Source organism: Streptomyces huasconensis, from assembly GCF_021028635.1.
In the GTDB taxonomy this organism is placed as follows: Bacteria; Actinomycetota; Actinomycetes; order Streptomycetales; family Streptomycetaceae; genus Streptomyces; species Streptomyces huasconensis.
The window spans coordinates 4,923,693-4,950,068 of record NZ_CP086119.1 but is presented as its reverse complement, the minus strand read 5'-3'; the positions used below and the strand labels follow the sequence as shown (position 1 = coordinate 4,950,068).

Sequence of the window (26,376 nt, the reverse complement as noted above, 5' to 3'; positions counted from 1 at the left end):
GGGCCGGGAGCCCGTTTCCGCATGCCGGGAACGCTAGTTGGGCGCCTCAGGGGCGGTATCGGCCGCAGGGCCGAGGGGTACTAGGGCTTTGGGCTCGGGTCCGCGGGCCGAGGCCGCACCCGCCCCCGGCCTCACGGCAGCACCCGGCACAGCGCCTCCAACGCCCCCGCCCACGCGTGCTCCGCGGGCGTCCCATACCCCACGACCAGCGCGTCCTGCCGCCGCACCGCCGCCAGCGGGTGGCGGAAGCGGGAGAGCCCCTGGACCGCGAGGCGCTCCCAGTTGGCGGCCTGGACGACGGACTGTTCGGTGCCCGGCGGCAGTTCGAGGACCGCGTGCAGGCCCGCCGCGATGCCCGTGGCGCGGGTCTCGGGAGACCGTTCGGCGAGGGCGGCCACGAGCTGGTCGCGGCGGCGCCGGTAGCGCAGCCGGGCGCCGCGGACGTGACGGTCGTACGCACCCGAGGTGAGGAACTCCGCGAGGGTCAGCTGGTCGAGTGCGCTGCCCGACCACCCGGCGGCGTCCTTCTCGCCGACGACCTCGTCGCGCAGCCCCGAGGGCAGCACCATCCAGCCCAGGCGCAGACCGGGGGCGAGGGACTTGCTGGCCGTGCCGAGGTAGACCACGTGCTCGGGGTCGAGGCCCTGGAGCGCGCCGACGGGCTGGCGGTCGTAACGGAACTCGCCGTCGTAGTCGTCCTCCAGGATCACCCCGCCCTCGCGCCGCGCCCAGTCCACGACCGCCGCGCGGCGGTCGGGGTGCAGCGGCGAGCCGATCGGGAACTGGTGTGCGGGGGTGAGCAGCACCGCCTTCGCCGTCCCGCCCGCCAGCCCCGCGACGTCCGTGCCGAGGCCGTCGAGGGCGAGCGGCGCCGTGCGCAGGCCCGCGCGGTGCAGCAGGTTCCAGTGGATGTCCAGGCCGTACGACTCCACGGCCGCCTCCCGCAGCCCGCGCGCCCGCAGGACCCGGCCGAGGATGGACAGGCCGTGCACGAACCCGGAGGTGATCACGATCCGGTCGGGGTCCGCCGAGACGCCCCGGGCCCGCGCGAGGTAGCCGGCGAGGGCCTCGCGCAGTTCGACGCGGCCGCGTGGATCGCCGTAGCCGAGGGCGGCGTTGGGCGCCGCCGCCAGCGCGCGGCGGGCCGCCTTGAGCCACTCCGCGCGCGGGAAGGAGGAGAGGTCGGGGGTGCCGGGGTGCAGGTCGTACGTCGGCGCCCCGGCGGGCCTGCGGGCCGGCGCGGGCCGCACCGGCGGCGCGACCGGGCGCTCGGCGACGCGTGTCCCCGAGCCCTGGCGGGCGGTGAGCCAGCCCTCGGCGACCAGGTCGGCGTAGGCGTCGGCGACGGTGTTGCGGGCGATGCCGAGGTCGACGGCGAGGGAGCGGGACGAGGGCAGCCGGGTGCCGGGGGCGAGGCGGCCGCCGCGCACCGCCTCGCGCAGGGCGTCGGTCAGACCCTTGCGCACGCCGCCGTGCGCGGTGTCGCCGCCCGTTTCCAGGTGCAGGTCGACGCCCAGAGTGGCCCACGATTCTCCCATGGAAATGGACCATACCGGTGGGCTACCGCGCCCGTAGGGTCGTGGCCATGACGACGACGAACGAGCACACCCCCGCCACCGAGGACACGACGGAGTACGTCCACGAGCACACCCCCCGGCTGGCCTGGGCCCAGCACGCCCCCGAGGTCTTCAAGGCCATGATCAAGCTCGACGCGGCGGCCCGTAAGGGGCTCGACCCGGTGATCTACGAACTCGTCAAGATCCGCGCGTCACAGATCAACCGCTGCGCGCTCTGCCTGGACATGCACACCAAGGACGCCCTCGCGGCGGGCGAGAGCGTCGAGCGGATCGTCCAGCTCAGCGCGTGGGAGGAGTCGCGGCACTTCTACACGGCCAAGGAGGTCGCCGCGATCGAGCTGACCGAGGCGGTCACCGTCCTCACCGACGGCTTCGTGCCGGACGAGGTGTACGAGCGGGCCGCCGCGCACTTCGACGAGGCGGAGCTGACCCAGCTGATCGCCGCGATCACCGTCATCAACGCGTGGAACCGCTTCGGTGTCTCGACGCGCCAGGTGCCGGGCCACTACAAGCCGGGCGACATCAAGTGACGGCCCGTACCACGTACTTGGACAAGGGCGTCGTCTCCGCCATAAGCGCGCTGAGCGCCGCCGCCAAGCAGGGACTCGGTGACCCGGCCCTCGCCGAGCTGGTGATGACGCGGGCGTCGCAGATCAACGCCTGCGCGTTCTGCCTCGACATGCACGCGGAGATCGCCCTCAAGAACGGCGAGAGCCCGAAGCGCATCGCCCTCCTCAACGCCTGGGAGGAAGCCGGTGAGCTGTTCGGCGAGCGGGAGCGCGCCGCCCTCGCCCTGACCGAGGCCGTCACCGTCCTCACCGAGGGCTTCGTGCCGGACGAGGTGTACGAGCGGGCCGCCGCGCACTTCGACGAGGCCGGACTCGCCCATCTCATCGGCCTGATCACCGTCATCAACAGCTGGAACCGGCTGATGGTCAGCCGCCGCATCGAACCCGGGGGGACCTTCTCATGAGCGCTGTCGACACGCTGCGCGCCCTGCACCACGACCGTGCGCCCGGCGACCCGCTGATCCTGCCCGGTCCGTGGGACGCCGCGAGCGCCCGGGTCTTCGAGGAGGCCGGCAGCCCCGCGCTCGCCACGCCCAGCGCGGGGATCGCGCTCTCCCTCGGGTACGAGGACGGGCAGGTGCCGCCCGGCGAGATGTTCGCGGCCATCGCCCGGGTCGTACGGTCCGTCTCCGTACCCGTGAGCGCGGACATCGAGGGCGGCTACGGCCTGCCCCCGAAGGAACTGGTGGAGCGGCTCCTCGCGACCGGGGCGGTCGGCTGCAACCTGGAGGACTCCGTCAAGGGGGAGGACGGGACGAGCACGCTCAAGGACCCCGCCGAGCACGCCGACTTCCTCGCGGAGGTCCGGGCCGCCGCGGGCGACCGGCTCTTCGTCAACGCGCGCGTGGACACGTTCCTCAGGGGCGTCCCGGACCCTGCGGCGGCGATCGAGCGGGCCCGCCTGTACGTGGCCGTCGGCGCGGACTGCGTGTACCCGATCCTGGCCCCCGCCGAGACGATCCCCGCGCTGCGGGCGGGCATCGAGGGCCCCCTCAACATGGTGGCGGAGCCGGTCGGCCCGTCCCCGCGGAAGCTGGGCGAACTGGGTGCCACGCGGGTCACGTTCGGGCCCGGCCTGCTGCACCGGAGCCTGACGGCGCTGCGGGACATCGCGGACGAGCTGGCCCGCCCCTGAGCCGACGGACCGGCCCGGAGCACAACTGTGCCGGGCGCCTTGTCCGACAAGCGCCCGGCACAGCGGGGACGTTCTACGCGGACGCCTACTCAGGAATCCACGCCCGCCACTTCGCCTCGTTCTTCTCCACCCACTTCTTCGCCGCCGCGTCCGGCGACATCTTCTGGTCCGCGATCATCAGGGAGACCTCGTTCTGGTCCTCCTCCGACCACGTGAAGTTCTTCAGGAACTTCGCGGCGTCGCCGCCCTTCTTGGCGAAGTCCGCGTTGAAGTACTTCTGGAGCGGCGTGTGCGGATACGCGCACTTGATCTTGGCCGGGTCGGCGTCGCAGCCCTCCTTGTACTCGGGCAGCTTCACCTCCGTCATCGGCACCTTCTCGAACAGCCACTGCGGTTTGTACCAGTAGGTCAGGAACGGCTTCCGCTGCTTGGCGAATTGCTCGATCTGGGTGATCTGCGCCGCCTCGGAGCCCGCGAAGACGACCTCGTAGTCCAGGCCGAGGTTCTTGACGAGGGCCTTGTCGTTCGTCACGTACGACGGGGAGCCGTCCATGAGCTGGCCCTTGTCGCCGCTCTCGGACGTGCGGAACTGGTCGGCGTACTTGTTGAGGTTCTTCCAGTCCGTGACGTCCGGGTGCTTCTTGGCGAAGTACGTGGGGACGTACCAGCCGATGTGGCCCGTCACGCCGACGTCGCCGCCGGAGACGATCGTCTTCTTCTCCTTGACGTAGCGCTGTTCCTGCTCGGGGTGGCCCCAGTCCTCCATGATCGCGTCGACGCGGCCCTGGCTGAGGGCGTCCCAGGCGGGGACCTCGTCGATCTGGACCTTGTCGACGCGGTAGCCCAGCTCGTTCTTGAGCAGGTACTCGGCGACGGCGACGTCCGCCTGCGCGCCGACCCAGGACTGGACCGAGAGGGTCACCGTCTTGGCTCCGGCGGCGTTCGCGTACGGCGACGCCTGCTTGGTCATGTCGGCGGCGCCGCAGCCGGAGAGCGCGAGCAGCGCGCCGCCTGCCGTGACGGCGCCCAGGACACGCGTACGCCTCACATGTGTACGGACCCGCATGTCACGCTCCCTTCTTCACGCGGCGCTCGGTGGGCTGCGTGACCCGGTCGAGCATCAGGCCGAGGCAGACGATCGCGGCACCGGCCACCAGGCCGGTCGCCAGGTCGCCCTGGGCGATGCCGAACACCACGTCGTAGCCGAGCGCGCCACCGCCGACCAGGCCGCCGATGACGACGACGGCGAGGACCAGGACGACGCCCTGGTTGAGGGCGAGCAGGAGCGCAGGGCGGGCCAGCGGCAGCTGGACCTTGCGCAGCTGCTGCCAGCTGGTCGCGCCGAGCGAGCGCGAGGACTCCATCGCGGCGGCGTCGACCTGGCTCAGGCCCTGGGTGGTGATGCGGGCGACGGCGGGCAGCGCGTAGACCACGGCGGCGGCGACCGCGGGGGCGCGGCCGATGCCGAAGAGGGCGACGACCGGGATGAGGTAGACGAACTGCGGCATCGTCTGGAAGACGTCGAGCACCGGGCGGAGCAGGCGTTCGAACCGCCGGCTGCGGGAGGCGAGGACGCCGATCGCGAAGCCGAGGACCAGCGTCACGGCGACACCGGCGAGGACCTGCGAGAGCGTGTCGAGGGACTTGTTCCAGACGCCGAGCACGCCGATCGCGGCCATCGCGGCGACGGCGGTGAGCGCCGTCTGCCAGGTGCCGATCAGCCAGGCCAGCGCGGCGACGATCAGCAGGACCGACCACCAGGGCAGGCCCTGGAGGCCGTCGCGGACGGGGTTGAGCACCCAGGTGGTGAAGTGGGCCGCCCAGTCCGCGGTGCCGCCGACGACGGGCACGTCGGTGTAGAGGTGGTCGACCATCCAGTCCTTGGCGGTGTTGACCGAGGGGGCGATGTTGACGACCCAGCCGGTCGGCCAGTCCACGCGGTCCAAGAAGCGGGCGGCGAGCGCGGCGGCCAGCGTCACGGCGGCCGCGAGGGACCAGCCGCGCCAGCCGCGCAGCGGCGAACCGTCGGCCTCGGCGGTCTGCGTGCCCATCCGCTCACCGGCGGCTCCGGTCACCCGGTCCAGGACCACGGCGAGCAGCACGATCGGGATGCCGGCGGCGAGCGCCTGGCCGACGTCGACGGTGGAGAGCGCCTGGTAGACGCGGTCGCCGAGGCCGCCCGCGCCGATCACCGAGGCGATGACGGCCATGGAGAGCGCCATCATGATCGTCTGGTTGACGCCGAGGAGAAGTTCCTTGAGGGCCAGCGGCAGGCGCGCGGAGAACAGGCGCTGGCGCCCGGTCGCGCCGAGCGAGGTGACCGCCTCCATGACACCGCTGTCGGCGCCCCGCAGGCCGAGCGCGGTGAGCCGGGCCATGGGCGGGGCCGAGTAGACGACCGTCGCGAGGATGGCCGCCGGGACGCCCATGCCGAAGACGAGGGCGAACGGCAGCAGGTAGGCGTACGCGGGCAGCACCTGCATGGTGTCGAGGACCGGCCGCAGGATGCGGAAGACGCGGTCGCTGAGCCCGCCCGCGAGGCCGAGGAGCAGGCCGACCACGACCGAGGCGAGGACCGCCACGATCATCAGGGCGAGGGTCTGCATGGTCGGCACCCACATGCCGAGCAGCCCGCACACGGCGAACGACACGGACGCCATGACGGCGAGCCCGACGCCCGCCACGCGCCAGGCGATGAGCCCGGCGGCGACGGTCACGCCGGCCCAGCCGGCGCCGAGCAGCAGCAGGTAGACGCCGCGCACGGAGAGCACGATGGCGTTGCTGACGTGCCCGAAGAAGTAGGTGAACAGCGGGTGGCTGTCGCGGTTGTCGATGATCCAGTCGGTGGTCCTGCCCAGCGGCTCGGTCAGGTCGACGGTGAGGGCGTCGGGCCAGGCGCCGGAGGCCCACTTGGCGTTGAGGATCGGCACGATCACGGCCGCGGCGACGGCGAGGAGCAGGACCTTGCCGACGGCGCGGTGGCGGAGCAGGGCGCCGATTCCCGTGTCGCGCACGGGACCGGAGGCGGTGGCGGTGGCCATCAGGCGACCACCCCGCCCTGGCCGGGGACGTTTGGCGCAGGGGCCGGGGTGGTACCCGCGACCACGGCGAGCAGCCCGGCGTGGTCCACCACGCCGAGGCAGCGCTTGCCGTCCATGACGCGCACCGGGGAGCCGGTGCGGGCGACGGCCTCGATGGCCTCGGTGACCTTGGCGTCGGGCGCGAGGGCGGCGCCCGTGGTCTCTTCGGCGGCCTCGGCGGGACGCATGGCGCTGCGGACGCTCATCACGTCGGCGCGCACCACGTCGCGCACGAAGTCGCGGACGTAGTCGTCGGCCGGGGAGCCGACGATCTCCTCGGGGGTGCCGCACTGGACGACGCGGCCGTCGCGCATCAGGGCGATGCGGTCGCCGAGCTTGAGGGCCTCGCTGAGGTCGTGGGTGATGAAGACCATCGTGCGGCCCTCTTCACGGTGCAGGCGGACGACCTCCTCCTGCATGTCGCGGCGGATCAGCGGGTCGAGGGCGCTGAACGGCTCGTCGAACAGGAGGACTTCGGGGTCGACGGCGAGGGCGCGGGCCAGGCCCACGCGCTGCTGCTGGCCGCCGGAGAGCTGGCCGGGCCTGCGCTGTTCGAGCCCCTGGAGGCCGACCTTCTCGACGACTTCGAGGGCCTTGGCCCGCCGCTCGGCCTTGCCGACGCCCTGGATCTCCAGGCCGTACGCGACGTTGTCGAGGACCGAGCGGTGCGGCAGCAGGCCGAAGTGCTGGAAGACCATGGCGGCGCGGTGGCGGCGCAGTTCGCGCAGCCGGGCCTTGTCCATGGCGAGGACGTCCTCGCCGTCGATGGACAGCTCGCCGGAGGTGGGCTCGATGAGCCGGGTCAGGCAGCGTACGAGGGTGGACTTGCCGGAGCCCGACAGGCCCATGACGACGAAGACCTCGCCCTTGTTGACCTCGAAGGACACATCGCGCACGGCGGCGGTGCAGCCGGTCCGCTCCCGCAGCTCGGCGGGGCTCAGGCCGTGCAGCTCCGTGTCGCCGGGTATCCGCTCGGCCCTGGGGCCGAAGACCTTCCAGAGGTTCTGCACGGCGAAGACGGGCCGCTCGGCGGGCACCTTCGCCGTCTCCGCGATCACCGCGGTGGCCTCGCTCATCGGCCGTCACCAGCCAGCATCTCGGCACATTTCTCCCCGACCATGAGCACTCCGATCATCGGGTTCACGGCGGGCATCGTCGGGAAGACGGATGCGTCCGCGATACGGATTCCTGCCAGGCCCCGGATCTTCAGCTCCGGGTCCACCACGGCGAGTTCATCACCGGAAGCACCCATTCGGCAGGTGCCCGCCGGGTGGTAGACGGTGTGCGCGGCCTTGCGCACCAGTTCGCTGATCTCGGCGTCGTCGGTGACGTCGGGGCCGGGGAAGACCTCGCGCTTGAGCCACTTCTTGAACGGCTCGGCCTGCGCGACCTTGCGCGCCAGCTTGATGCCGTCGACGAGGGTCTGCCCGTCGTAGTCGCCTTCGTCCTCGAAGTACTTGAAGTCGAGGGCGGGCTTGACCTCGGGGTCCGCCGACGTCAGGTAGAGGCGGCCGCGGGCGCGGGACTTGGGGATGTTCGGCGTCATGGAGACGCCGTGCTCCGGGCGTTCGTACCCGAGGCGCTCCGGGTTGTCCGTGAAGGGGATCTGGTAGAAGTGGAACATCAGGTCCGGGCCCTTGTGGTCCGGGTCCCGCTTCACGAACAGACCGGCGTCCGAGTCCATCGCGGAGTTGCCGGGGATCGGCCCGTTGGTCTCCCAGACGATGACCGACTCCGGGTGGTCGATGAGGTTCTCGCCGACGCCCGGCAGGTCGTGCACGACCGGGATGCCGAGGGCTTCGAGGTCCTTCTTCGGGCCGATGCCGGAGTGCATGAGCAGACGCGGGGTGTCGACGGCGCCGGCGCAGACGAGCACCTCGCGGCGGGCGGTGAGCAGAGCCTCCGCTCCGTCCTTCATCCGCACGTGGACGCCGCGCGCGGTCTTGCCCTCCAGCTCCAGCCTGGTCGCCCAGGTCTCCAGGAACAGGTGGAGGTTCGGGCGGTCGCCGGCCTCCATGTGGGGGTGGAGGTAGGCGACCGAGGCGGAGGAGCGCTTGTTGTTCTCCGGGTGGTACGCGAGGTCGAAGAAGCCGACGCCCTCGTCGAAGGGCTCGTCGTTGAAGCCGACGACCTCGGGGACGCCGAGGGCGGTCTTGGTGGCCTCGACCCAGTCGGTGGCGATCTGGTTCTGGTCCTTCTTGGCGACGCGCACGATGTTGTTGCGCAGCTTGCCGAAGTAGGGGTCCATGGCCTTGGCGTTCCAGCCGGTGGCCCCGGCCTCCTCCCACTCGTCCCAGTCGGACGGCAGCGGCTTGAAGGAGATCAGGGTGTTGTGCGACGAGCAGCCGCCGAGCACCTTGGCACGGCTGTGCAGGATGTGGGAGTTGCCCCGCGGCTGCTCCGTGGTGGTGTAGCCGTAGTCGAGGTCGCCGCCGAGCAGGCCGAGCCAGCGGCGGAGCGTGAGGACGTCCTCACGGTCGATGTCGCTGGGGCCGCCCTCGATGACGGCGACGGTGACGTCCGGGTTCTCGGTGAGGCGGGAGGCGATCACCGATCCCGCGGTGCCGCCGCCGACGATGACGTAATCGAACTCGGTTGCGGACTGGGGGGTTTCAGCCATGGGGTGGCTACTCCTCTTCCTGCGAGGTCGTGCAAGGTGCTTGCGCGTAATGGGGTGGGTGGCCTCAGCCCGCGAACCAGCGGACGGGGCGCGGGGCCAGGTTCTGGTAGATGTGCTTGGACTCGCGGTACTCGGCGAGTCCGGCGGGGCCGAGCTCGCGCCCGACGCCGCTCTTGCCGAAGCCGCCCCACTCCGCCTGCGGCAGGTAGGGGTGGAAGTCGTTGATCCAGATGGTGCCGTGGCGCATCCGGCGGGCCATGCGGCGGGCGCGGCCGGAGTCGGCGGTCCACACGGCGCCCGCGAGGCCGTACTCGGTGTCGTTGGCGAGCGCGACGGCCTCGTCCTCGGTGCGGAAGGTCTCGACGGTCAGGACGGGCCCGAAGACCTCCTCGCGTACGACCTTCATCTCGCGGTGGCACTGGTCGAGCACGGTCGGCTCGTAGAAGTAGCCGGTGGCTGGCCGGACGTCGCTCGGCTCGGGGCGCTTGCCGCCGCAGCGCAGCACCGCGCCCTCCTCCAGGGCGGAGGCGACGTACATCTCGGTCTTCTCGCGCTGCTGCTGCGAGACGAGGGGGCCGCACTCGACGCCGTCCTCGGTGCCGCGGCCGAGCTTGATCTTCTCGGCCCTGCGGGTGAGTTCGGTGACGAAGCGCTCGCGGACGGACTCCTCGATGATGAGGCGGCCACCGGCGGAGCAGACCTGACCGCTGTGGATGAAGGCGGCGTTGAGCGCCTGGTCGACGGCGGTGTCGAAGCCCTCTTCGGTGGCGCAGGCGTCGGCGAAGACGACGTTGGGGTTCTTGCCGCCGAGTTCCAGGGCGACCTTCTTCACGCCGAGCGCGGCGGCCTGGGCGACCTTGGTGCCGGAGACGAGGCCGCCGGTGAAGGAGACCAGGTCGACGTCGGGGTGGTCGGCGAGGCGGGCGCCGACGGTGTGGCCCGGGCCGGTCACGATGTTGGCGACCCCGGCGGGCAGCCCGGCCTCGACGAGGAGGTCGATGAGGGCGACCGTCGTCAGCGGGGTGATCTCACTGGGCTTGATGACGAAGGTGTTGCCCGCGGCGAGCGCCGGGGCGATCTTCCAGCTGGCCTGGAGGAGCGGGTAGTTCCAGGGCGTGATCATCGAGCAGACGCCGACGGGCTCGTGCACGACGACGCTGTGGATGTCGTCGCTGCCCGCGTCGACCACGCGCCCGGCGCCTTCACCGATGACCAGATCGGCGAAGTAGCGGAAGGCGTCGGCGACGCAGTCCACGTCGACGCGGCCCTCTTCGAGCGTCTTGCCCGCGTCGCGGCTCTCCAGGAGCCCGATCTTCTCCCGGTCGCGTACGAGGAGGTCGGCGACCCGGCGCAGCAGCGCGGCCCGCTCGGCGACGGGCGTGGCGGGCCACGGCCCCTCGTCGAAGGCCTTGCGCGCGGCGGCTATCGCGGCGTCGGCGTCCTCGGTCCCGCCCTCGGCGATCAGCGCGAACGGCTTGGCATCGGCCGGGTCGAGGATCTCGCGGGTGGCTCCGGAGGCGGCACTAAGCCACTCTCCGCCCACATGAATGGTCTGTTGTGCGGACACGTCCCGTATGCCTTCCGTTCCTGGTCATCTGCACCGCCCGTTACACGCGGTAGCCGGGAGCCCCTGCCCAGGGGCGGAGAAACCATGCGCATCCGGTGGCCGAAAGTGCGCTGTGTCACTGCGCGGGTGGGCACTCGGGGCGAAACGCACGGTCGATACACGTTCTGTCACCGGAGGTGACGCAATGAGCCGAATGTCCCGGAAGCGCGTCTGGAGTGGTGCGCTGTGCTGTGCGGTCGCGCTGCTGACCGTACCCGCGTGTTCGTCGGACGGCGGGGGCGGCGGGGGCGGCGACAAGGCAGGCGGCGGGGGCGGGAACGGTCTCGCGGGCATGAGCGCCCGGAAGATCTCCGACAAGGCGAAGCAGGAGCTGCTGGACGCGCGGTCGGTGCATCTCTCGATGAAGCGGACGGGCGGGGACACCACCGCGAAGGGCGGCGACGACCGTGACGCGGGCGCCGACGCTGACGCCGACACCGACGCCGGCACGGACGACCCGACGTCCCTCGAACTGACCCTCGACCGCGACGGCAACTGCGCCGGCACGATGAAGGAGGCCGGGGGCGCCTCGCTGGAGCTGGTCAAACGCGGCGACAAGGTGTGGATGAAGCCGGACGAGACCTTCTGGAAGACCCAGGTCCCCGGCGGCGACGGCAAGGCCGCCGCCGAACTCTTCAAGGGCCGCTACCTCCACGGCACGACGGGCGACCCGATGCTGAAGGACGTCGCCGAAGTCTGTGACCTCAAGGAATTGCAGCGGGAGATCCAGGACTCCGACGACACCGACGACGCGAAGTCGTTGCACAAGGGCGAGCCCACGACGGTCGACGGCGTCGACGTCATCCCGCTGACCGGCATGGATGACGGCAAGAAGAACACCATGTACATCGCCACGGAGGGCAAGCCGTACCTGGTCAAGTCGGTGGAGCGGGACGACGGCGGCGAGCGGACGACGACGGGCTTCACCGACTACGGCGAACCGGTGCCGTCCAAGACGCCGTCGCCGGAGGAGTCGGTGGACGTGGCGAAGCTGAAGGAGCGCCTGCGGAAGGCGTGACGCACCCGGTGGCCCTGTCCCGGGGGCTCACGCGGCTCCGGCTGCCTCGACGGCGATGTCCTCGTCGTCGTCGAGGTCCGGCTCGTCGCGTGCGGTGAGGCCGGCCATCCAGAGCGGCATGATCCAGTGCACGACGAAGACGCTGAACAGGACGGGGAAGACGAGACCCTCGACCTCTACCCCGGCCAGTGCGGCGACGCCCGCCCCGACGGTCGCGGCAAGGAGCACCCACATCATCACGCGCTGGGCGAGGGCCGCCACCCGGAGCCGCTCGGCGCGCTGACGCTCGTCCAGCGCGCGCACGCGCAGTTCGAGCAGGCCGCGCGTCGAGCTGTTGATGACGCCGGTCGCGAAGCACCAGGGCAGCAGGAGTCCGAGCATGGTCCAGGTGGCCCAGCGCTGTTCCCAGACGACGGCGCAGAGCCAGGCCGCCTCGCTCGCGACGGTCAGGAGGATGTGCGTGACGACCCAGGCGCGCCTGCGGGCCGCCGTGGCGTGGAAGCGCGCCGCCTCCCGCCGGTTCATCAGCCGGTACATCCGCCGGTCGTAGTCGGTCAGAGGGCGGTGGTCGCTGGTCGTCATCACTGGTTCCTCCCGTAAACCTGATCCGTGAGCGGGCGAAACGGTTCGAGGGAGAACAGGGCCTCGACCGGCAGCTCGAAGAAGTTCGCGATCCTCAGCGCGAGGTCGAGGCTCGGGTTGTACTGCCCCCGCTCGATGTAGCCGATGGTCTGGTAGTGGGCTCCCACTGCCTCGGCCAGGCGCTGGCGCGACACCTTCCGCTCGGCGCGCACCATCGCCAATCTGTTGTGCACTTGCTCGCTCATGTATAAGAAGTACTACATTCTTGAGCAGGTCAGCAAGAGTGATCGACGTCGGATGCCTTCAGGAGGGAAGCCAGTCCCGGGAGGGTTCGTACTCCAGCCAGCGATGCTTCTCGGCCAACTCCGCGCATACGGACAGAAGTTCTGTCAGCCCCGTCGGAACCCGCTCCTTCGGCCAGACAAGTGACCAGACGTAAAGGGGAGTCGGGTCCACCAGCGGCACCACGCGGACGCCCGGCACGGCGGGCAGCGGCAGGTCTGCCGGGAGGAGCGTGAAGTGGGTGGACGTCGCGGCGAGGTGGACCAGGAGCGGTACGAGACCGAGGTTCGGGCCGCTCGCGCGCCGCGCCACGCCGAAGTGGTCGGCGAAGCGCGTGAGGAAGTCCAGGCGTCCCGCGTCCGCCGGGTAGCGCAGGACACTGTCCCGCAGGTCGGCCGGGCGCAGCGCGGAGGCGGTGGCGAGGGGGTGCGCGTCGCCCAGAACCACGTCGACCGGCTCCAGGCGGACCGGGCGGTGCGTCAGGTCCTGGGCTTCGCCGGGCGCCGGCACGGGGCGACGTCCGAAGCCCGCGTCCGCCTCACCGCGCCGCAACGCCTCGGCCACGGCGGCGAAGTCCCGGGCCGCGCCCGGCTCCGGGGCGAGGCAGCCCGGTCGCGTGGCGGCGGCCTCGACGACCGTCGCGAGGGTCCGCATCGGCTCGTACAGGTGCCCCCACGTGTCGATCCGCAGGGGCCGGTGCGCGCTCGCCCGTGCCGCGTCGGCCGCCGCGCGTCCGGCGGTCAGGGCCTGGCGGGCCGGTGCCAGGAAGCGGTGCCCCTCGGCGGTGAGGGTGACGCCGCGGCCGGTGCGGGTGAAGAGGCGTACGCCCAGGGCGGTTTCGAGGCGGGCCACGCGCTTGGAGAGTGCCTGCTGGGTGAGGCCCAGCCGCCGCGCCGCCCGCCCGAAGTGCGGCTCGGCCCCGGCCGCCGCCTCGACGAAGGCGCGGACCTGGGCGAGGTCGAGGTCGGGGCCCTCCGGCGCTGCTTCCATGGCCCGCAGCGTAGTGGGTGCCGCCTTCCACCTGCGCCGACAACCAGCGGTTGTCGACCTGCGGGAACGGTTGTTGGACCTCTCCGGACCGCCCGCGATGTGCTGTCCGGATGACCGACCCGCAGCACGCCAGCGCTCCCGCCGACCACCTCCTCACCACCCCGGGCCTCCTTCCCGACTTCATCGCGCAGAACCGCTCCCGGGCCTTCGGAGCCGGGCTCGACCCCTTCGCGTACGAGCGGGTCACCGGCGGGCTGCGCGAGCTGCTGGAGTGGCCCGCCGCCTTCCGCGCGCAGGGGCAGCGGCTGGTGGCCGCCGCCGAGGCGTACGCGGAGGGCGGCACCGGTGTCTCGGCGGGCGAGGCCCTCAAGGCCGCCGCCCGCTGGTTCCACTACGCGGTGCTGCTGCCCCACCCCGACCGCGCCCTGACCGCACGGGCCGCCGCCGAGGCCGACGCGGCGATGGGGCGCGCCCTGGCGCTGCTCGACCCCGGGCATCTGCGGGTCGAGGAAGAGTCGTACGCCGGATGGCTGCGCACACCGGACGGCGGCGGAGGCACCCCGGCCGCCCTGGTGATCGTCGTCCCGGGGCTCGACTCGTCCAAGGAGGAGTTCCATGACGTGACCGAGGCCCTGCTGCGGCGCGGCAGTGCCGTCTTCACGATGGACGGACCCGGCCAGGGGGTGCGCGCCGCCACGACCGTCTTCGAGGCGGAGTACCAGCGGGTCCTGTCACGCGTCGTCGACGCCGTGGAGGAGCGGCTCGGCCCCGTACCGGTGGGCGTGCTCGGGCTCAGCCTCGGCGGGTACTTCGCCGCCATGGGCGCCGCGCACGAGCCCCGCGTCCGCGCGGCGGCCACGGTCAGCGGGCCGTACCGCCTCACGGGGTGGGACGACACGGTGCCGTTCGTCCGCGCGACGCTCGCCCAGCGGGCCGGATCGCCGGACGCGGCACGGGAGTTCGTACGCCGTGTCGACCTGCGCGGCACCGCCGCCCGCATCGCCTGCCCGCTGCTCGTGGTCGACGGCGGCGAGGACGTCATCCCGGGCGTCGTGAACGGCGCGCCGCTCGCCGCCGAGGCGCCGCGCGGTGAGTACCTCCTCGTCCCGCACGGCGACCACCTCCTGGGCAACGCCCGCGCCGACTGGCTGCCGCGCACCGCCGACTGGCTCACCACCGCCCTCACCACCCGCCTCGGGTGAGCAGCCCCCGCGCCGCCTCAGGTGAGCAGCTCCCGCGCGCACCCCCGCAGCCACGCGTGCGCCGGGTCCGCGTCGTGCCGGGGGTGCCAGGCCATGCCGAGCGGCAGCGGCGGCAGGTCGAGGGGGATCTCGAAGGTGACGAGGCCCAGGGTGTCCGTCAGGGGGCGGGCCCACGACGTGACCAGGCCGACCAGGTCCGTGCGCAGCAGCATGAAGGCGGACGCGGCGAACGTCCCCACGCTGCCCACCACCTTTCTGCTGAGCCCGAGTTCGGCGAGGGCGGCGTCCAGTGGCCCGGACAGGCGCCCCCGGCGCGAGACGGTCAGATGGTCGGCGGCGGCGAACCGACGCGCCGTCAGCGTCCCGTCGAGCAGGGGATGTTCAGGACGTACGACACCGAGCATCCGGTCGTCGCGGAAGTGCTCCACCCGCACCTCGGGCGCGGTCGCGCCGATCACGCCCAGCTCCAGGTCGGCGGTGCCCTGGCGCAGCAGGGGCGCGTCCTCGTGGCTCTCGCCGAGGAACCGCAGCCGCACGCCCGGCGCCTCCTTCGCGGCGCGGGCCAGGAGCGCGGGGCCGTAGGCGGCGGCGAGGGCGTCGTTGCTGAGGATCGTCAGCGTGCGGGAGACCGTGCGCAGGTCGACCGCGCCGGGCCCGGCGAAGAGCGCGCGGGCCCGTTCCACCACGGCGGCGACCTCGGCCTGCACCGCGAGCGCGTGCGGCGTCGGCACCATCCGCCGTCCCGCCCGCACGAGGACGGGGTCGCCGAGCGCCTTGCGGATGCGGCCGAGCGTGCGGCTCATCGCGGGCTCCGAGAGGTGCAGGCGGCGGGCGGCACCCGACACGCTCTGCTCGTCGAGGAGGACGTCGAGGGCGAGGAGCAGATTGAGGTCGAGCCCCGCCCCGCTCGCCCCTGGTCCACCGCTGGATTGCGTCACGCGCATTCATCCCTTGCAAAGGTTGCACTGGAAAGCAAGTCGGGGCCGAGCCTACGGTGGCGGCACATCCCACGTCACGACGCTCCTCAGGAGGAGCCTTGCTTTCGCCTGCCCGCACCACGCCCCGGCCGCCCGCACCCCCAGCCGCCTCCCCGCCCGCGTCCCCGCTGCGGCGCTCGACCCTGCTCACCCTCTGCGCCTGCGTCCTCGTCGCCCAGGGCATGGTCGCCGCCGTCAACCTCCTCGTCCCGCAGCTGACTTCGTCCGCCCTGCACCCGTCGTCCAGCGATCTGCTGTGGACCGTCGACGCGTACGTCATCGTCTTCGCGGGGCTCCTCATCCCGGCCGGCGCGCTCGGCGACCGGTACGGCCGCAAGGGCGCGCTGCTCTGCGGGCTCGGGCTGTTCGCGGCCGGGGCCGCGCTCAGCGCGCTCGCCACCACCCCGGCGGTGCTCGTCGCCGGACGCGGTGTGTCCGGCGCGGGGGCCGCGCTGATCATGCCCGCGACGCTGTCGATCCTGCTGCGCGTCGCCCCGCCCGAGCACCGGCCGCGCGCCCTCGCCGCCTGGACGCTCGCCGCGGGGCTCGGCGGCCTCGCCGGGAACGTCGGCGGCGGCCTGGCCGGCCAGTACCTGTCCTGGCGCGCGCTGTTCTGGGCGGTGGTGCCGCTCGCCGCCCTGCTCGCCCTGACGGCGGCCCGCACCACACCGCGCACGGACAAGGACACCGCGGCGCCCCGGCCGGACCCCGTGGGCACGCTCCTGCTGACCGGCGGCCTGTTCGCCCTCCTCTTCGGCATCATCGAGAGCCCGCTGTACGGCTGGACCTCCGCCCGCATCCTGGCCGCCTTCGCGGTGGGCGCCGCCCTCGTCGCCCTGTTCGCGCTCCACGCCCTGCGCTCGCGCACCCCGCTCTTCGACCCGCGGGTCTTCCGCTCCCGGCGGCTGCGCGCGGCGTCGCTCGGCACGGCCGCGTGTTTCTTCGGCCTCTTCTCGCTCTTCTACGTCAACTCGCAGTACCTGCAGTACGTGAAGGGGTACGGCGCCGCCCGCGCGGGCCTCGCCATCGTCCCCCTCACGATCGGCATGGCCCTGGTCCCGCGGCTCGCGGCCCGCTGGTCCCACCGGCCGCGGCCCGTGGTGGGGGGCGGGCTGCTCCTGATCGGCCTCGGCCTGCTCGGCGCGTCCACCGCGGGGGCGTCGACCCCCTACGCGGTGTACGCCTGCTGGCTGCTGGTCATCTCGGCGGGCACCGGGCTGTGCATGCCCGCGCTGACGCTCAGCGTCGTCGGCTCGCTCCCGGCGCGCCAGGCGGGCCTCGGCTCCGGCCTGAGCACCTCGGCCCGGGAGGCCGGCGCCGCGCTCGGCGTCGCGGTCACCGGGACGACGCTGGCCGCGCACACCTCGGGCGGCTTCGCGGACGGCATGGCGGCGGCGCTGCGCGTGGTGGCGCTGGTGGTGGTCGCCGCGGCGGCGGTGGTCACGGCGGGCTTCGGCCCGTCCGGACCAGGTGCGGGGCAGAAGTCGTAGACCGTCATTGTGTTCGAATGAAAACGCCCCCGGCGGCCGGTGAACGGCTGCCGGGGGCGGAGCACCCCGCAGGGTGTCGTCAGATGAGGCCGAGACCGCGGACGGCCTCGCGCTCCTCGGCCAGCTCCTTGACGGACGCGTCGATGCGCGCACGCGAGAACTCGTTGATCTCCAGGCCCTGGACGATCGAGTACGTGCCGTCCTTCACCGTCACGGGGAAGGAGGAGATGAGACCCTCCGGAACGCCGTACGAACCGTCGGACGGGATGCCCATGGAGGTCCAGTCGCCCTCGGCGGTGCCGTTGACCCAGGTGTGGACGTGGTCGATGGCGGCGTTGGCGGCGGAGGCGGCCGACGAGGCACCACGGGCCTCGATGATCGCGGCGCCGCGCTTGGCGACGGTCGGGATGAAGTCGTCGGCGAGCCACGCCTGGTCGTTCACGACCTCGGCGGCGTTCTTGCCGGCGATCTCCGCGTGGAAGATGTCGGGGTACTGGGTGGCGGAGTGGTTGCCCCAGATGGTGAGCCGCTTGATGTCGGCGACCGACGCGCCGGTCTTCTTCGCGAGCTGCGACAGCGCGCGGTTGTGGTCGAGCCGCGTCATCGCGGTGAAGCGCTCGGCCGGTACGTCCGGGGCGGCGGCCTGCGCGATGAGCGCGTTGGTGTTGGCCGGGTTGCCGACGACGAGCACCTTGATGTCGTCGGCGGCGTTGTCGTTGATGGCCTTGCCCTGCGGCTTGAAGATGCCGCCGTTGGCCTCCAGGAGGTCACCGCGCTCCATGCCCTTGGTGCGGGGGCGGGCGCCGACGAGCAGCGCGACGTTGGCGCCGTCGAAGGCGGCGTTCGGGTCATCGCTGATCTCGATGGAGTTCAGCAGCGGGAAGGCACAGTCGTCGAGCTCCATGGCGGTGCCCTCGGCGGCCTTCAGCGCCGGCGTGATCTCAAGAAGGCGCAGGTTGACCGGCACGTCAGCGCCGAGCAGGTGGCCGGAGGCGATGCGGAAGAGCAGCGCGTAGCCGATCTGGCCGGCCGCGCCGGTGACGGTGACATTCACGGGAGTGCGGGTCATGGCGATCTCCGTAAGACAGCTGGCGGTGGGGTCCCTGATCCCTCGTACAGACGTACCGGGGTCCTCTATTTCCTGGATCTCCCCGCCGACGCCGCTTCGAGTCCTCGATCGCCTCTCGATGATCGATCTCTTGGCATCAAGAGAGATCCGCCGTCAGGCTATCGCGCCCCGACCACCCCTGACCCCCGGGCCCGTGTGGCCCCGCACACAGATCCCCCAAGGGGGGGCGGCCGCCACCTCGGGGGAGGGAGCGTGGCGGCCGCCGTGGGGGTGTTGACCACTCCCGTGGGGGTACGGTCCGCCTGCCCCCGCCCCTCGATCTCATGCACGAGTGCCCCAACTTTCTTTCCGCTCCCCAACCACCCGAGCACAAAAGGCGAGAAACCCCCACCCGCACCCGCGAACGCGCGGGAGGGGACGTGGGGGTATGTGCGCGCGGAGCACAGTGGTGGTGTGCCCCGAGCCGATAAGCACCCAGGGCCCAAGGCCAAGATGGCGAGCACGGACATACCCCCGCGGCCCCGCACCCACAGACGCCCCAAGGCGACGACGGCACCCCCGGCAGACACCACGGCGAAAGGCGGGCCGACCCGCAGCCGCGAACGCACCGAAGGGGACGCGGGGGTATGTGCGCGCGCAGCACAGTGGCGGTGTCCCCCCAGCCGATAAGCACCCAGGGCCCAAGGCCAAGATGGCGAGCACGGACATACCCCCGCGGCCCCGCACCCACAGACGCCCCAAGGCGACGACGGCACCCCCGGCAGACACCGCCCCCACCCCACCTACTCCGTACAGCCGGTCCTTCCGGACGCCAACACCGCACAGGCCTTCGCCTCGCTCCCCGCCTTGACCGCCACCATCGGCGTATACGCGTCGAAGTCCTCGTCCACCGTGCTCTTCTGCTCGGCGGCCGCACCCCCGCCCGCCCCCGTGACCGTGACCTCGTCCCCGGGCAACGCCCGGGTGATCCGCGCCCACGCCGCCCCGCACGCCTTGCTGTAGCGCACCTCGATCAGCGCCCTGCCCACCGTGGCCCGCGAGGCCGTCTTCGCCAACTCCCCGCCGCAGCCCATGCCCTCCGGGTCCTTGCCCACGCAGTCCGCCCCGCGGCACTCCACCCCGTCCGGCAGCTTCGCCTCCCCCGTACCGCTCGGCGTCACCGACTGCCTGGCCTCATCGCCGCCGCCCTTGCCGTCGTCCCGGAGCCCGGGGAGGAAGACGACGACCGCGATGACGACGAGCGCGCCGACCACGCCCGCGAGGAACATCGTCACCTTCCGCCGCCACCGCTGCCCGTCGGCGGAAGGCCCCCCGCCACTCCCCACGTCCGCCGTGCCCGCCGCGCCGAAGGGCGACGCGGAGGCATCACCGTACGAAGAGGACGACACCGGCGGCGGCACGGTGGGCGAGACACCCGCCGGTCCCGCGACCCCGGTCAGCGCCCCGAAGCCCGCGGAGCCGCTCCCCGCAGGCGGCCCACCTTTCTCACCACGCCCCGCCACACCCGCACCCGCACCCGCAGATGAACCCGCAGACGACCCCGCACCCGAGGCACCCCCCAACTCCCCCAAGGCGGCCCGAGCCTGCGAGATCCGTATCGCCTGCATGGTCATGTCGTGCCGCATCTCGGAACGGCTCCAGGCCCGCTCCGCCAGCTCCCACAGGGTGATGAGATGCACCGGCTGCGTCCCCGTGACCTCGGCCAGCGCCACGACCGCGCCCTTCGGCGCGAGCAGCCGCCCGTTCAGATAACGCTCCCACGACGTCTTGCTGTAGCCGGTCCGGTCCGAGACCGCCGCGACGCTCAGACCACTGTGGTCGACGAGCGCGCGCAGCCGGTCGGCGAACTCCCGTACTTCCGGGTCGAGTTCATCCGGCAGCGCCTTCCAGCGAGGCATGGCTCCCCCTCTTCCCCCGAGTGCGTACCTGCCCTCAGGGATGCGCAGAGCCAGGATGACAGTTCCCGTGGCGCGGCCGCATGGGTTCGTTATGGGCCACTGGTTCGCACAGACATCGGATCAAGCTCGTTGCAGGCCGAGGACACCGTTGCGGAATGGTCACCTCCGTGCCACAGGGACCGGCCACCCCTTGAACGGGATTGGCGCGTCCATGACTCTGGATCTCGAGCGGAACGCACCGCTTACATCGGGAGATTCCAGCAGGAAGCACACCTCCCTGACCGGCGGCGCCCGTCCTCCCACGGGGGAGAGGACGGGCGCCGTCTCTTTTCCCGCGCCACCCCTACGGCTCTTCCACGCCACCCCTACGGCGGCGATATACCCGAAAGGACGTACTTCGGCCGAGTTCGTGGCACCGGGCCGGAACGGGTCGGCAGAGTCTGTGAGGCGGCACCCGCAGCAGCGGACCGCGCTTCCTCACGAAGGGAACCCCGCACACATGCAGTACCTCAAACGTCTCAGTGGCGGCCTCATCACCGCGGCCGCCCTCCTCGGCACCGCCCTCGCCGCCTCCCCCACGGCCACGGCGGCTCCCACCACATCGGCGACGACGGCGTCCGCACCCGCCCTCCGCGGAACGGCCCCGGCCTGCGTCAAGCGGGACGTCGTCAAGCACCGCAAGTACGTGAAGGTGACCAACCTCTGCGGCCGAGCCATGCACCTGAAGGTCGTCATCGACTGGGGCCCCGACTCGCGGTGCCTCACCTACCAGCACAAGCAGCAGTGGGAGTGGACCTGGGGCCGCGGCTCCTACGGCAAGGTCGTGACCTGCTGATCAGCCGCCCGTCCCGCCCGCCCCGGGCGTGACGAGCCCCGTCTCGTACGCCACCACGACCGCCTGCGCCCGGCTGTCCAGGCCGAGTTTGCTCATCGTGCGGTTGAGGTGCGTCTTGACGGTGGCCTCGCTGATGTAGAGCCGCTCGGCGATGTCCGCGTTGGTCAGGCCGCGCGCGATCAGCTTCAGGACCTCGACCTCGCGCGAGGTCAGCGCCGCGAGGTCCGGCGGCGGCCGGACCTCGTCGCCGCCTGGTCCCGCGGCCTGCCGCGCGAACGCCTCGACGAGCCGCCGTGTCACGCTCGGCGCGAAGAGCGCGTCACCGCAGCCGACCGCGGCGACCGCGGCCAGCAGCCGCTCGGGGCCGGAGTCCTTCAGCAGGAACCCGGAGGCGCCCGCGCGCAGCGCCCCGTACACGTACTCGTCCAGGTCGAAGGTGGTCAGCACCAGGACGCGCGGCGCGGGGTCGGCCGCCTGGGCGAGGATCTTCTCGGTGGCCGCGATGCCGTTCGTGCCCGGCATCCGGATGTCCATGAGGACGACGTCGGGCCGGGTCCGCGCGGCGAGTTCGACGGCTTCGTCGCCGTCGCCCGCCTCGCCGACGACCTCGATGCCGGGCGCGGCGCGCAGCAGACCGACCAGCCCCGCGCGGATGAGGAACTGGTCGTCGACGACAAGTACCCTGATGGAGCCGGTCATCCGGTCATTCCGCCCCGTCGTCCCCCCGAGCCGCGGCCTGCGCCGAGGTCGGCAGGGTGAGCCGCACGGCGAATCCCCCCTCGCTCAGCGGGCCGATGCTGATCGTCCCGCCGTAGAGCTTGGCCCGCTCCCGCATCCCAATCAAGCCGTGTCCGCTGCCGGTTCGCACTCTGTCCTGAATCACCCCCTTCCCGTCGTCGATGACCGAAACCTCTATGTGCCGGTCGCGATAGGCGAGTTCGACGGTCGCGGCCGCCCCACGGGCGTGTTTCATGACGTTGGTCAGGGCCTCCTGCACCACGCGGTACGCACACAGTTCGACGCCGGGGGCCACCGGCCGCGGCGTCCCGGTGACGCGCAGAGCGACGGGGACGCCTCCGGCGCGGACCCGCTCGACCATGTCGTCCAGGCGGGCGAGCCCCGGCATCGGCGCCTCGGGCGCCGCGTCGCCGCCGCCCGGCTCGCCGTCCCCGGCGCGCAGCACCCGCAGCATGCGGCGCAGCTCTTCGAGGGCCTCACCGCTGGTCCCGGAGATGGTGCCGAGCGCGGCGCGCGCCGTGGCCGGGTCCGAGCCGAAGACGAACGTGGCGAGGCCCGCCTGCACGGAGATCACCGACATGTGGTGGGCGACCACGTCGTGCAGTTCGCGGGCGATCCGGCCCCGCTCCTGGGCGACCTCGCGCCGGGCCCGCTCGTCCTGCTCCAGCTTCAGCTGCCGGGCCAGTTCGGCGGTGTGGCGGGCGGCGTGCCCGAAGCGCCAGATGACCAGCGGGAAGCCGACGGCCTGGGCGACGACGGAAGCCATCCCCGCGCCGCCGGCCACCACCCCGGCGAAGATCCACACGGCGCCCATCAGGGCCGCGCAGGGCAGGGAGACGCGGGTGGGCCGCACCGACGCGACCGTGTAGACGGCGAGCATGGGCGCGAAGGTGTTCAGGACGGGCCAGTAGCCGGCCAGTACGTAGCCGATCCACACCGCGTGGATGAAGAGGAGCACGGCGACCGGCGCCTTGCCGCGCAGGACCGCCGGAGCGTTGGCCAGGACCACCAACGCGTAGCCGGTGGTGTCGAGCGGGGGCCAGCCCTGTCGTACGGACTCCTGGCCGAGCAGCACGGCCACCGTGGTCAGGGCGACCGCGATGAGCGCGTCGACGGCGAGGGGGCGGGTCCGCATCGCCGCAGCGTAACCCCGGTGCGGGCGGGCGACGTCAACTATGCGCGGTACCGCGCAAGTTGCAGGAACCGCGCGGCTACGACGCCGGGGGCACCCGAATGTCAACCGAGTGCGGGACGACCCCCGCCCGGCGAATCCGTAACTTCTTGTCCGGCACCAACGGCACCGGCCGACCACCGGCGCCACCGGTTCGCACCGCGGGCCGTCGGGGGACCCAACGGGGGGACCCGGCCCGCGGCCACGGAAAGGAAGTCATGATCACTCGTAAGCGTCTAGCCCTCGCCACGGCCACCGTGGCCCTCGGCAGCGGCCTCGCCCTCGGCCCCGCGGCCGGCGCCTTCGCCACCGCCCCGCAGGCAGCGCCCGCGCGTGCCGCCGCTGAGTACAACTGCGCCAACGAGCTGTACTCGGGCACCGCCATCACAAAGGCCGGGAGCCCGAAGAAGCAGGTGGCGGAGGTTCAGTGCCTGCTGAAGCTCTTCCACGGCTACTCCAGCCTCAAGGCCGACGGCCTCTACGGCAACAAGACCCACAAGGCCGTCTACTCGTTCCAGAAGAAGAAGTTCCCGAACAAGCCCAGTGAGTGGGACGGCATCGTCGGCAAGAAGACCTGGGCGAAGCTGCGCGCCTGGTGAGCCACGGCGGCCCGTCTCTTGGGGGGAGGACGGGCCGCCGTTCCGCCCTGTGCGCCGCGCCTGCTGTCGATCGTCAGCTGTCGATCGTGAAGTGCAGCGTGTCGTCCAGGAACGGGATCTCCAGCCACGGCTCGGGCTGCGCCATCATCGCGAGCAGCACGATGGCGGTGCCGAGCGCCCCGTACGTGACCATGTCGGTGAACCGCGAGCGCACCGCCAGCATGCCGACGTCCGGCACCGCCCACCGCAGCACGGCGCCGCCGACGAGCGCGAGGCCGACCAGCATGGTGCCGACGCGGAACACGTCGAGCGCGGTGAGCAGCAGCCCGAGCCCCACCACGGCACAGACGCCGAGCAGCGGCCACTGGCGGGCGGGGGCGGGCGCGTCACCGGAGGCCGCGCGACCGCCGCCCTCGGGCCGCGCGGTGTCCCGCGTGAACAGCGGAAACCGCCGCGAGGCCTTCCGCGGCTGCCCATCCGGCCCGGGCGCACTGACCGCGCCCTTGGCCTCCACGGTCTCGGGGGTCTCGGGACCCTTGGGGGTCTCCGAAGCCTCGGCGGTTGCCGGGGCCTCGGCTGGCGCGGAGATCTCGGCGGGCTCGGGGGCCCCCGCCGTCCCCGCGGGCCCCGCGGTTGTCGCTGGGGCCTCCGCTGACGCGGAAGCCGCCGATGCGCCGAGCGCCTCCCGCGTCTCCGGGGTCTGCTCGCCCTTGTGGGCCGACGCACCCTCGGGGGCCAGCGCGCCCTCGGAGGCCGAAGCACCATCCGAGGTTGGCGCACCCTCTGAGGCCGATGCCCCCTCAGAGGCTGGCACACCATCCGAAGCCGATCGGGCCTCCGGAGCCGACCTCACGCCCGGACTCGACCCGACCTCCGAAGCCGAACCGACCTCCGAGGTAGACCGACCTTCCGGAGCCGACCCCGCCTCCGAGGCCGAAGCCCCCTCCGAAACCGACGCCACCTCCGAAGCCGACCGCCCCTTCGAGGCCCTCCGGCCCCCCGAAGCCGCCCGCCCCCCCGACATCCGCCGACCCCCCCGCTCGGATTCTGCGTTCATGAGCTCGTCCCTCTCCCGGGTCAGCTCGCGGCAGCGATTCGTTCGGCGGCCTCGACGACGTTCACCAAGAGCTGGGCGCGGGTCATCGGGCCGACGCCGCCCGGGTTCGGGGAGATCCAGCCGGCGACCTCCGCGACGCCCGGGTGGACGTCGCCGACGATCTTGCCGCTCTCGTCGCGCGAGACGCCGACGTCCAGGACGGCCGCGCCCGGCTTCACGTCCTCGGGCTTGATGAGGTGCGGGACGCCCGCCGCGGCCACGATGATGTCGGCCCGCTTCAGGTGCGCCGCCAGATCACGCGTACCGGTGTGGCACTGCGTGACCGTCGCGTTCTCGGACTTGCGGGTGAGCAGGAGCGGCATCGGCCGGCCGATGGTCACACCGCGGCCCACGACCACGACCTCGGCGCCCTTGATCTCGACGTCATGCTGCCGCAGCAGCCGGATGATGCCGTACGGGGTGCAGGGCAGCGGCGCCGGCTCGTTCAGAACGAGGCGGCCGAGGTTCATCGGGTGCAGGCCGTCGGCGTCCTTGTCCGGGTCCATCAGCTCCAGGACGCGGTTCTCGTCGATGCCCTTGGGCAGCGGGAGCTGGACGATGTAGCCGGTGCAGGCGGGGTCGTCGTTCAGCTCGCGGACGACCGCCTCGATCTCCTCCTGCGAGGCGGTGGCGGGCAGTTCGCGCTGGATGGAGGCGATACCGACCTGCGCGCAGTCGCGGTGCTTGCCCGCGACGTACTTCTGGCTGCCCGGGTCGTCGCCGACCAGGACGGTACCGAGTCCGGGCGTGATGCCCTTCTCCTTCAGGGCCGCCACGCGGGCGGTCAGTTCGGACTTGATCGCGGCTGCGGTGGCCTTGCCATCGAGAATCTGGGCGGTCATGACCCCATCTTCCCGGATGAGGCCCGCCCGGTACCAATCAGGGCGCTCCCCCGGCCTCCCGGCGCCCCAACAGCTGATCAGCGAGGTTGCACTTGCACAACACATACGGAATGCGGCTGGACAAATAAGCCACGCCTAAAGAACGATAAGCGGCACAGTGCCGCGGGCAGTGTCGGGGGGACGGACCGCATCTGTAATACCTACCTCCGTGATGTGCCGCGTCGTCCCCGCACCACCCGACGGAGGAAGACCGCCATGAGTTACGGCGACCCGAACAACCCCTACGGGCAGCCGCCCCAGCAGCCCCCGGCCGCTCCCGGATACGGCTACCCCCAGCAGCCCCCGCCCGGCGTCCCGCCGCAGCAGGGCTACGGCTACCCGCAGCAGCCGGCCTACCCCGGCTACCCGGGCGGCAACATGATGCAGCAGTCGATGCCGGGCCTCCTGGTCACCGCGCGCGTCTTCCTGTTCCTGATCTCGGCGGTGCAGATCCTCTTCGCCATCATCTACCTCTACGCGGGCGCGATCGCCAGTGACGCCGGTGACAGCGGCGAGGACCTGGGCCTCTCCGGCATGGGCGAGGCCGGGGACGCGGTGGCCGGGATCGCGATCGTCGCCGCCCTGGTCGCGGCCGGGCTCGCGGCCCTCTCCATCACGCTCGGCGTGAAGTTCAGCCGGGGTGGTCAGGGCGTCCGGATCACCACGGTCGTCTACGGCGCGCTCGGCGGAGTCGTCGGCCTGATCATGCTCTTCGTCGGCCTGGACACCGGCTTCGCGAGCGCGATCATCGGCCCGCTCATCTGGGTCGTCTTCGCCGTCATCATCACGATGGCCCCGGTCGTCCCCAGCGGCACGGCCTGGTTCAACCGCCCCCGCTACTGAGCGACTTGACCCCGTAGGCGTACGGGGCACCGACGGTGGCCGCGTCCCTCCCCGGAGGAAGGACGCGGCCACCGTCGTACTCACACGCGCACGCACGTCCACACCTACGTACGGACGT

Annotated in this window: 25 protein-coding genes; 9 read left to right on the top strand and 16 right to left on the bottom strand. The window is 72.3% G+C overall.

What is annotated here, in order from left to right:
• Positions 1 to 131: 131 nt before the first annotated feature.
• A complete protein-coding gene (gene pdxR, locus J2N69_RS22675; protein WP_230902379.1) occupies positions 132 to 1,538 on the bottom strand; it encodes a MocR-like pyridoxine biosynthesis transcription factor PdxR in 1,407 nt (468 codons plus the stop codon).
• 47 nt (positions 1,539 to 1,585) lie between these two features.
• Between pdxR and J2N69_RS22670 the strand changes: the two genes are divergently transcribed.
• The 3 genes from J2N69_RS22670 to J2N69_RS22660 are packed head-to-tail and all read left to right on the top strand — an operon-like array spanning position 1,586 to position 3,281.
• Positions 1,586 to 2,107 (top strand): carboxymuconolactone decarboxylase family protein, encoded by a 522-nt coding sequence (locus tag J2N69_RS22670; protein ID WP_230902378.1) that lies wholly within the window; start codon positions 1,586 to 1,588, stop codon positions 2,105 to 2,107.
• Positions 2,104 to 2,550 carry a carboxymuconolactone decarboxylase family protein gene (locus J2N69_RS22665; RefSeq protein WP_230902377.1) on the top strand — a complete coding sequence of 149 codons (447 nt, stop codon included), beginning with the start codon at positions 2,104 to 2,106 and terminating at the stop codon, positions 2,548 to 2,550. The genes J2N69_RS22670 and J2N69_RS22665 overlap by 4 nt, the downstream gene beginning before the upstream one ends.
• Positions 2,547 to 3,281, top strand: a complete 735-nt coding sequence (locus tag J2N69_RS22660; RefSeq protein WP_230902376.1) for an isocitrate lyase/PEP mutase family protein — start codon at positions 2,547 to 2,549, stop codon at positions 3,279 to 3,281. Before J2N69_RS22665 ends, J2N69_RS22660 begins: the two co-directional genes overlap by 4 nt.
• An 85-nt stretch (positions 3,282 to 3,366) precedes the next feature.
• On the opposite strand, the gene J2N69_RS22655 is transcribed toward J2N69_RS22660, so the two are convergent.
• The 5 genes from J2N69_RS22655 to J2N69_RS22635 all read right to left on the bottom strand — a co-directional run bounded on the left by J2N69_RS22655 (position 3,367) and on the right by J2N69_RS22635 (position 10,548).
• Positions 3,367 to 4,347, bottom strand: coding sequence for an ABC transporter substrate-binding protein (locus J2N69_RS22655; RefSeq protein WP_230902375.1), 981 nt, complete (start codon positions 4,345 to 4,347; stop codon positions 3,367 to 3,369).
• 1 nt (position 4,348) lies between these two features.
• A complete protein-coding gene (locus J2N69_RS22650) occupies positions 4,349 to 6,322 on the bottom strand; it encodes an ABC transporter permease (RefSeq protein ID WP_230902374.1) in 1,974 nt (657 codons plus the stop codon).
• Positions 6,322 to 7,437, bottom strand: a complete 1,116-nt coding sequence (locus J2N69_RS22645; RefSeq protein WP_230902373.1) for a quaternary amine ABC transporter ATP-binding protein — start codon at positions 7,435 to 7,437, stop codon at positions 6,322 to 6,324. Before J2N69_RS22645 ends, J2N69_RS22650 begins: the two co-directional genes overlap by 1 nt.
• Positions 7,434 to 8,981 carry a GMC family oxidoreductase gene (locus J2N69_RS22640; protein ID WP_230902372.1) on the bottom strand — a complete coding sequence of 516 codons (1,548 nt, stop codon included), beginning with the start codon at positions 8,979 to 8,981 and terminating at the stop codon, positions 7,434 to 7,436. Before J2N69_RS22640 ends, J2N69_RS22645 begins: the two co-directional genes overlap by 4 nt.
• A 64-nt stretch (positions 8,982 to 9,045) precedes the next feature.
• Positions 9,046 to 10,548 (bottom strand): aldehyde dehydrogenase family protein, encoded by a 1,503-nt coding sequence (locus J2N69_RS22635; RefSeq protein ID WP_230902371.1) that lies wholly within the window; start codon positions 10,546 to 10,548, stop codon positions 9,046 to 9,048.
• 184 nt (positions 10,549 to 10,732) lie between these two features.
• On the opposite strand from J2N69_RS22635, the gene J2N69_RS22630 reads away from it, so the two are divergent.
• On the top strand, positions 10,733 to 11,605 hold the full coding sequence (locus J2N69_RS22630; RefSeq protein ID WP_230902370.1) for a hypothetical protein: 873 nt from the start codon (positions 10,733 to 10,735) through the stop codon (positions 11,603 to 11,605).
• Positions 11,606 to 11,632: 27 nt separating this feature from the next.
• Here the strand turns inward: J2N69_RS22630 and J2N69_RS22625 are convergent, their stop codons facing one another.
• From J2N69_RS22625 to J2N69_RS22615, 3 genes are read right to left on the bottom strand one after another with little or no spacing between them, the layout of a single operon-like run.
• Positions 11,633 to 12,187 carry a hypothetical protein gene (locus J2N69_RS22625; protein WP_230902369.1) on the bottom strand — a complete coding sequence of 185 codons (555 nt, stop codon included), beginning with the start codon at positions 12,185 to 12,187 and terminating at the stop codon, positions 11,633 to 11,635.
• Positions 12,187 to 12,432, bottom strand: coding sequence for a helix-turn-helix transcriptional regulator (locus J2N69_RS22620; RefSeq protein ID WP_230902368.1), 246 nt, complete (start codon positions 12,430 to 12,432; stop codon positions 12,187 to 12,189). The genes J2N69_RS22625 and J2N69_RS22620 overlap by 1 nt, the downstream gene beginning before the upstream one ends.
• 58 nt (positions 12,433 to 12,490) lie before the next feature.
• Positions 12,491 to 13,459, bottom strand: coding sequence for a LysR family transcriptional regulator (locus J2N69_RS22615; protein ID WP_230902367.1), 969 nt, complete (start codon positions 13,457 to 13,459; stop codon positions 12,491 to 12,493).
• Between the two features lie 110 nt (positions 13,460 to 13,569).
• Here J2N69_RS22615 and J2N69_RS22610 point away from each other — a divergent pair, with 110 nt between their 5' ends.
• Positions 13,570 to 14,661: an alpha/beta hydrolase family protein gene (locus tag J2N69_RS22610; protein ID WP_230902366.1), complete on the top strand. Its 1,092-nt coding sequence runs from the start codon at positions 13,570 to 13,572 to the stop codon at positions 14,659 to 14,661.
• Positions 14,662 to 14,678: 17 nt separating this feature from the next.
• Here the strand turns inward: J2N69_RS22610 and J2N69_RS22605 are convergent, their stop codons facing one another.
• Positions 14,679 to 15,605, bottom strand: coding sequence for a LysR family transcriptional regulator (locus tag J2N69_RS22605; protein WP_230902365.1), 927 nt, complete (start codon positions 15,603 to 15,605; stop codon positions 14,679 to 14,681).
• Between the two features lie 92 nt (positions 15,606 to 15,697).
• Between J2N69_RS22605 and J2N69_RS22600 the strand changes: the two genes are divergently transcribed.
• On the top strand, positions 15,698 to 17,128 hold the full coding sequence (locus J2N69_RS22600) for an MFS transporter (protein WP_230902364.1): 1,431 nt from the start codon (positions 15,698 to 15,700) through the stop codon (positions 17,126 to 17,128).
• Positions 17,129 to 17,207: 79 nt separating this feature from the next.
• Here the strand turns inward: J2N69_RS22600 and J2N69_RS22595 are convergent, their stop codons facing one another.
• Positions 17,208 to 18,197, bottom strand: a complete 990-nt coding sequence (locus tag J2N69_RS22595) for a malate dehydrogenase (protein WP_127913056.1) — start codon at positions 18,195 to 18,197, stop codon at positions 17,208 to 17,210.
• A gap of 782 nt (positions 18,198 to 18,979) precedes the next feature.
• Positions 18,980 to 20,095: a helix-turn-helix domain-containing protein gene (locus J2N69_RS22590; RefSeq protein ID WP_230902363.1), complete on the bottom strand. Its 1,116-nt coding sequence runs from the start codon at positions 20,093 to 20,095 to the stop codon at positions 18,980 to 18,982.
• Positions 20,096 to 20,594: 499 nt separating this feature from the next.
• On the opposite strand from J2N69_RS22590, the gene J2N69_RS22585 reads away from it, so the two are divergent.
• Positions 20,595 to 20,930 (top strand): hypothetical protein, encoded by a 336-nt coding sequence (locus J2N69_RS22585; RefSeq protein ID WP_230902362.1) that lies wholly within the window; start codon positions 20,595 to 20,597, stop codon positions 20,928 to 20,930.
• On the opposite strand, the gene J2N69_RS22580 is transcribed toward J2N69_RS22585, so the two are convergent.
• On the bottom strand, positions 20,931 to 21,629 hold the full coding sequence (locus J2N69_RS22580) for a response regulator (protein WP_230902361.1): 699 nt from the start codon (positions 21,627 to 21,629) through the stop codon (positions 20,931 to 20,933).
• Between the two features lie 4 nt (positions 21,630 to 21,633).
• Positions 21,634 to 22,803: a sensor histidine kinase gene (locus tag J2N69_RS22575; RefSeq protein ID WP_230902360.1), complete on the bottom strand. Its 1,170-nt coding sequence runs from the start codon at positions 22,801 to 22,803 to the stop codon at positions 21,634 to 21,636.
• A 254-nt stretch (positions 22,804 to 23,057) separates the two neighbouring features.
• On the opposite strand from J2N69_RS22575, the gene J2N69_RS22570 reads away from it, so the two are divergent.
• Positions 23,058 to 23,438: a peptidoglycan-binding domain-containing protein gene (locus J2N69_RS22570; protein WP_230902359.1), complete on the top strand. Its 381-nt coding sequence runs from the start codon at positions 23,058 to 23,060 to the stop codon at positions 23,436 to 23,438.
• Positions 23,439 to 23,511: 73 nt separating this feature from the next.
• Here J2N69_RS22570 and J2N69_RS22565 read toward each other — a convergent pair whose 3' ends face one another.
• Both J2N69_RS22565 and J2N69_RS22560 read right to left on the bottom strand, forming a co-directional pair.
• The gene (locus tag J2N69_RS22565; RefSeq protein ID WP_408056906.1) at positions 23,512 to 24,177 is read right to left on the bottom strand and encodes a DUF3017 domain-containing protein; all 666 of its coding nucleotides are present in this window, start codon (positions 24,175 to 24,177) and stop codon (positions 23,512 to 23,514) included.
• 338 nt (positions 24,178 to 24,515) lie between these two features.
• Entirely contained in the window at positions 24,516 to 25,376 is an 861-nt protein-coding gene (locus tag J2N69_RS22560; protein ID WP_230902358.1) for a bifunctional methylenetetrahydrofolate dehydrogenase/methenyltetrahydrofolate cyclohydrolase, read from the bottom strand.
• Between the two features lie 255 nt (positions 25,377 to 25,631).
• On the opposite strand from J2N69_RS22560, the gene J2N69_RS22555 reads away from it, so the two are divergent.
• Complete coding sequence (locus J2N69_RS22555; protein WP_230902357.1) at positions 25,632 to 26,258, top strand: hypothetical protein; 627 nt, start codon at positions 25,632 to 25,634, stop codon at positions 26,256 to 26,258.
• The last annotated feature ends 118 nt before the right edge of the window (positions 26,259 to 26,376 follow it).

Bases quoted from the DNA above. Each gene is read 5' to 3' on its own strand.
- pdxR (WP_230902379.1), bottom strand. From the start codon at position 1,538: ATGGGAGAATCGTGGGCCACTCTGGGCGTCGACCTGCACCTGGAAACG.
- J2N69_RS22670 (WP_230902378.1), top strand. From the start codon at position 1,586: ATGACGACGACGAACGAGCACACCCCCGCCACCGAGGACACGACGGAG.
- J2N69_RS22575 (WP_230902360.1), bottom strand. From the start codon at position 22,803: ATGCGGACCCGCCCCCTCGCCGTCGACGCGCTCATCGCGGTCGCCCTG.
- J2N69_RS22560 (WP_230902358.1), bottom strand. From the start codon at position 25,376: ATGACCGCCCAGATTCTCGATGGCAAGGCCACCGCAGCCGCGATCAAG.
- J2N69_RS22645 (WP_230902373.1), bottom strand. From the start codon at position 7,437: ATGAGCGAGGCCACCGCGGTGATCGCGGAGACGGCGAAGGTGCCCGCC.
- J2N69_RS22625 (WP_230902369.1), bottom strand. From the start codon at position 12,187: ATGACGACCAGCGACCACCGCCCTCTGACCGACTACGACCGGCGGATG.
- J2N69_RS22620 (WP_230902368.1), bottom strand. From the start codon at position 12,432: ATGAGCGAGCAAGTGCACAACAGATTGGCGATGGTGCGCGCCGAGCGG.
- J2N69_RS22660 (WP_230902376.1), top strand. From the start codon at position 2,547: ATGAGCGCTGTCGACACGCTGCGCGCCCTGCACCACGACCGTGCGCCC.
- J2N69_RS22610 (WP_230902366.1), top strand. From the start codon at position 13,570: ATGACCGACCCGCAGCACGCCAGCGCTCCCGCCGACCACCTCCTCACC.
- J2N69_RS22585 (WP_230902362.1), top strand. From the start codon at position 20,595: ATGCAGTACCTCAAACGTCTCAGTGGCGGCCTCATCACCGCGGCCGCC.
- J2N69_RS22595 (WP_127913056.1), bottom strand. From the start codon at position 18,197: ATGACCCGCACTCCCGTGAATGTCACCGTCACCGGCGCGGCCGGCCAG.
- J2N69_RS22570 (WP_230902359.1), top strand. From the start codon at position 23,058: ATGATCACTCGTAAGCGTCTAGCCCTCGCCACGGCCACCGTGGCCCTC.
- J2N69_RS22590 (WP_230902363.1), bottom strand. From the start codon at position 20,095: ATGCCTCGCTGGAAGGCGCTGCCGGATGAACTCGACCCGGAAGTACGG.
- J2N69_RS22555 (WP_230902357.1), top strand. From the start codon at position 25,632: ATGAGTTACGGCGACCCGAACAACCCCTACGGGCAGCCGCCCCAGCAG.
- J2N69_RS22655 (WP_230902375.1), bottom strand. From the start codon at position 4,347: ATGCGGGTCCGTACACATGTGAGGCGTACGCGTGTCCTGGGCGCCGTC.
- J2N69_RS22615 (WP_230902367.1), bottom strand. From the start codon at position 13,459: ATGGAAGCAGCGCCGGAGGGCCCCGACCTCGACCTCGCCCAGGTCCGC.
- J2N69_RS22630 (WP_230902370.1), top strand. From the start codon at position 10,733: ATGAGCCGAATGTCCCGGAAGCGCGTCTGGAGTGGTGCGCTGTGCTGT.
- J2N69_RS22605 (WP_230902365.1), bottom strand. From the start codon at position 15,605: ATGCGCGTGACGCAATCCAGCGGTGGACCAGGGGCGAGCGGGGCGGGG.
- J2N69_RS22640 (WP_230902372.1), bottom strand. From the start codon at position 8,981: ATGGCTGAAACCCCCCAGTCCGCAACCGAGTTCGATTACGTCATCGTC.
- J2N69_RS22580 (WP_230902361.1), bottom strand. From the start codon at position 21,629: ATGACCGGCTCCATCAGGGTACTTGTCGTCGACGACCAGTTCCTCATC.
- J2N69_RS22650 (WP_230902374.1), bottom strand. From the start codon at position 6,322: ATGGCCACCGCCACCGCCTCCGGTCCCGTGCGCGACACGGGAATCGGC.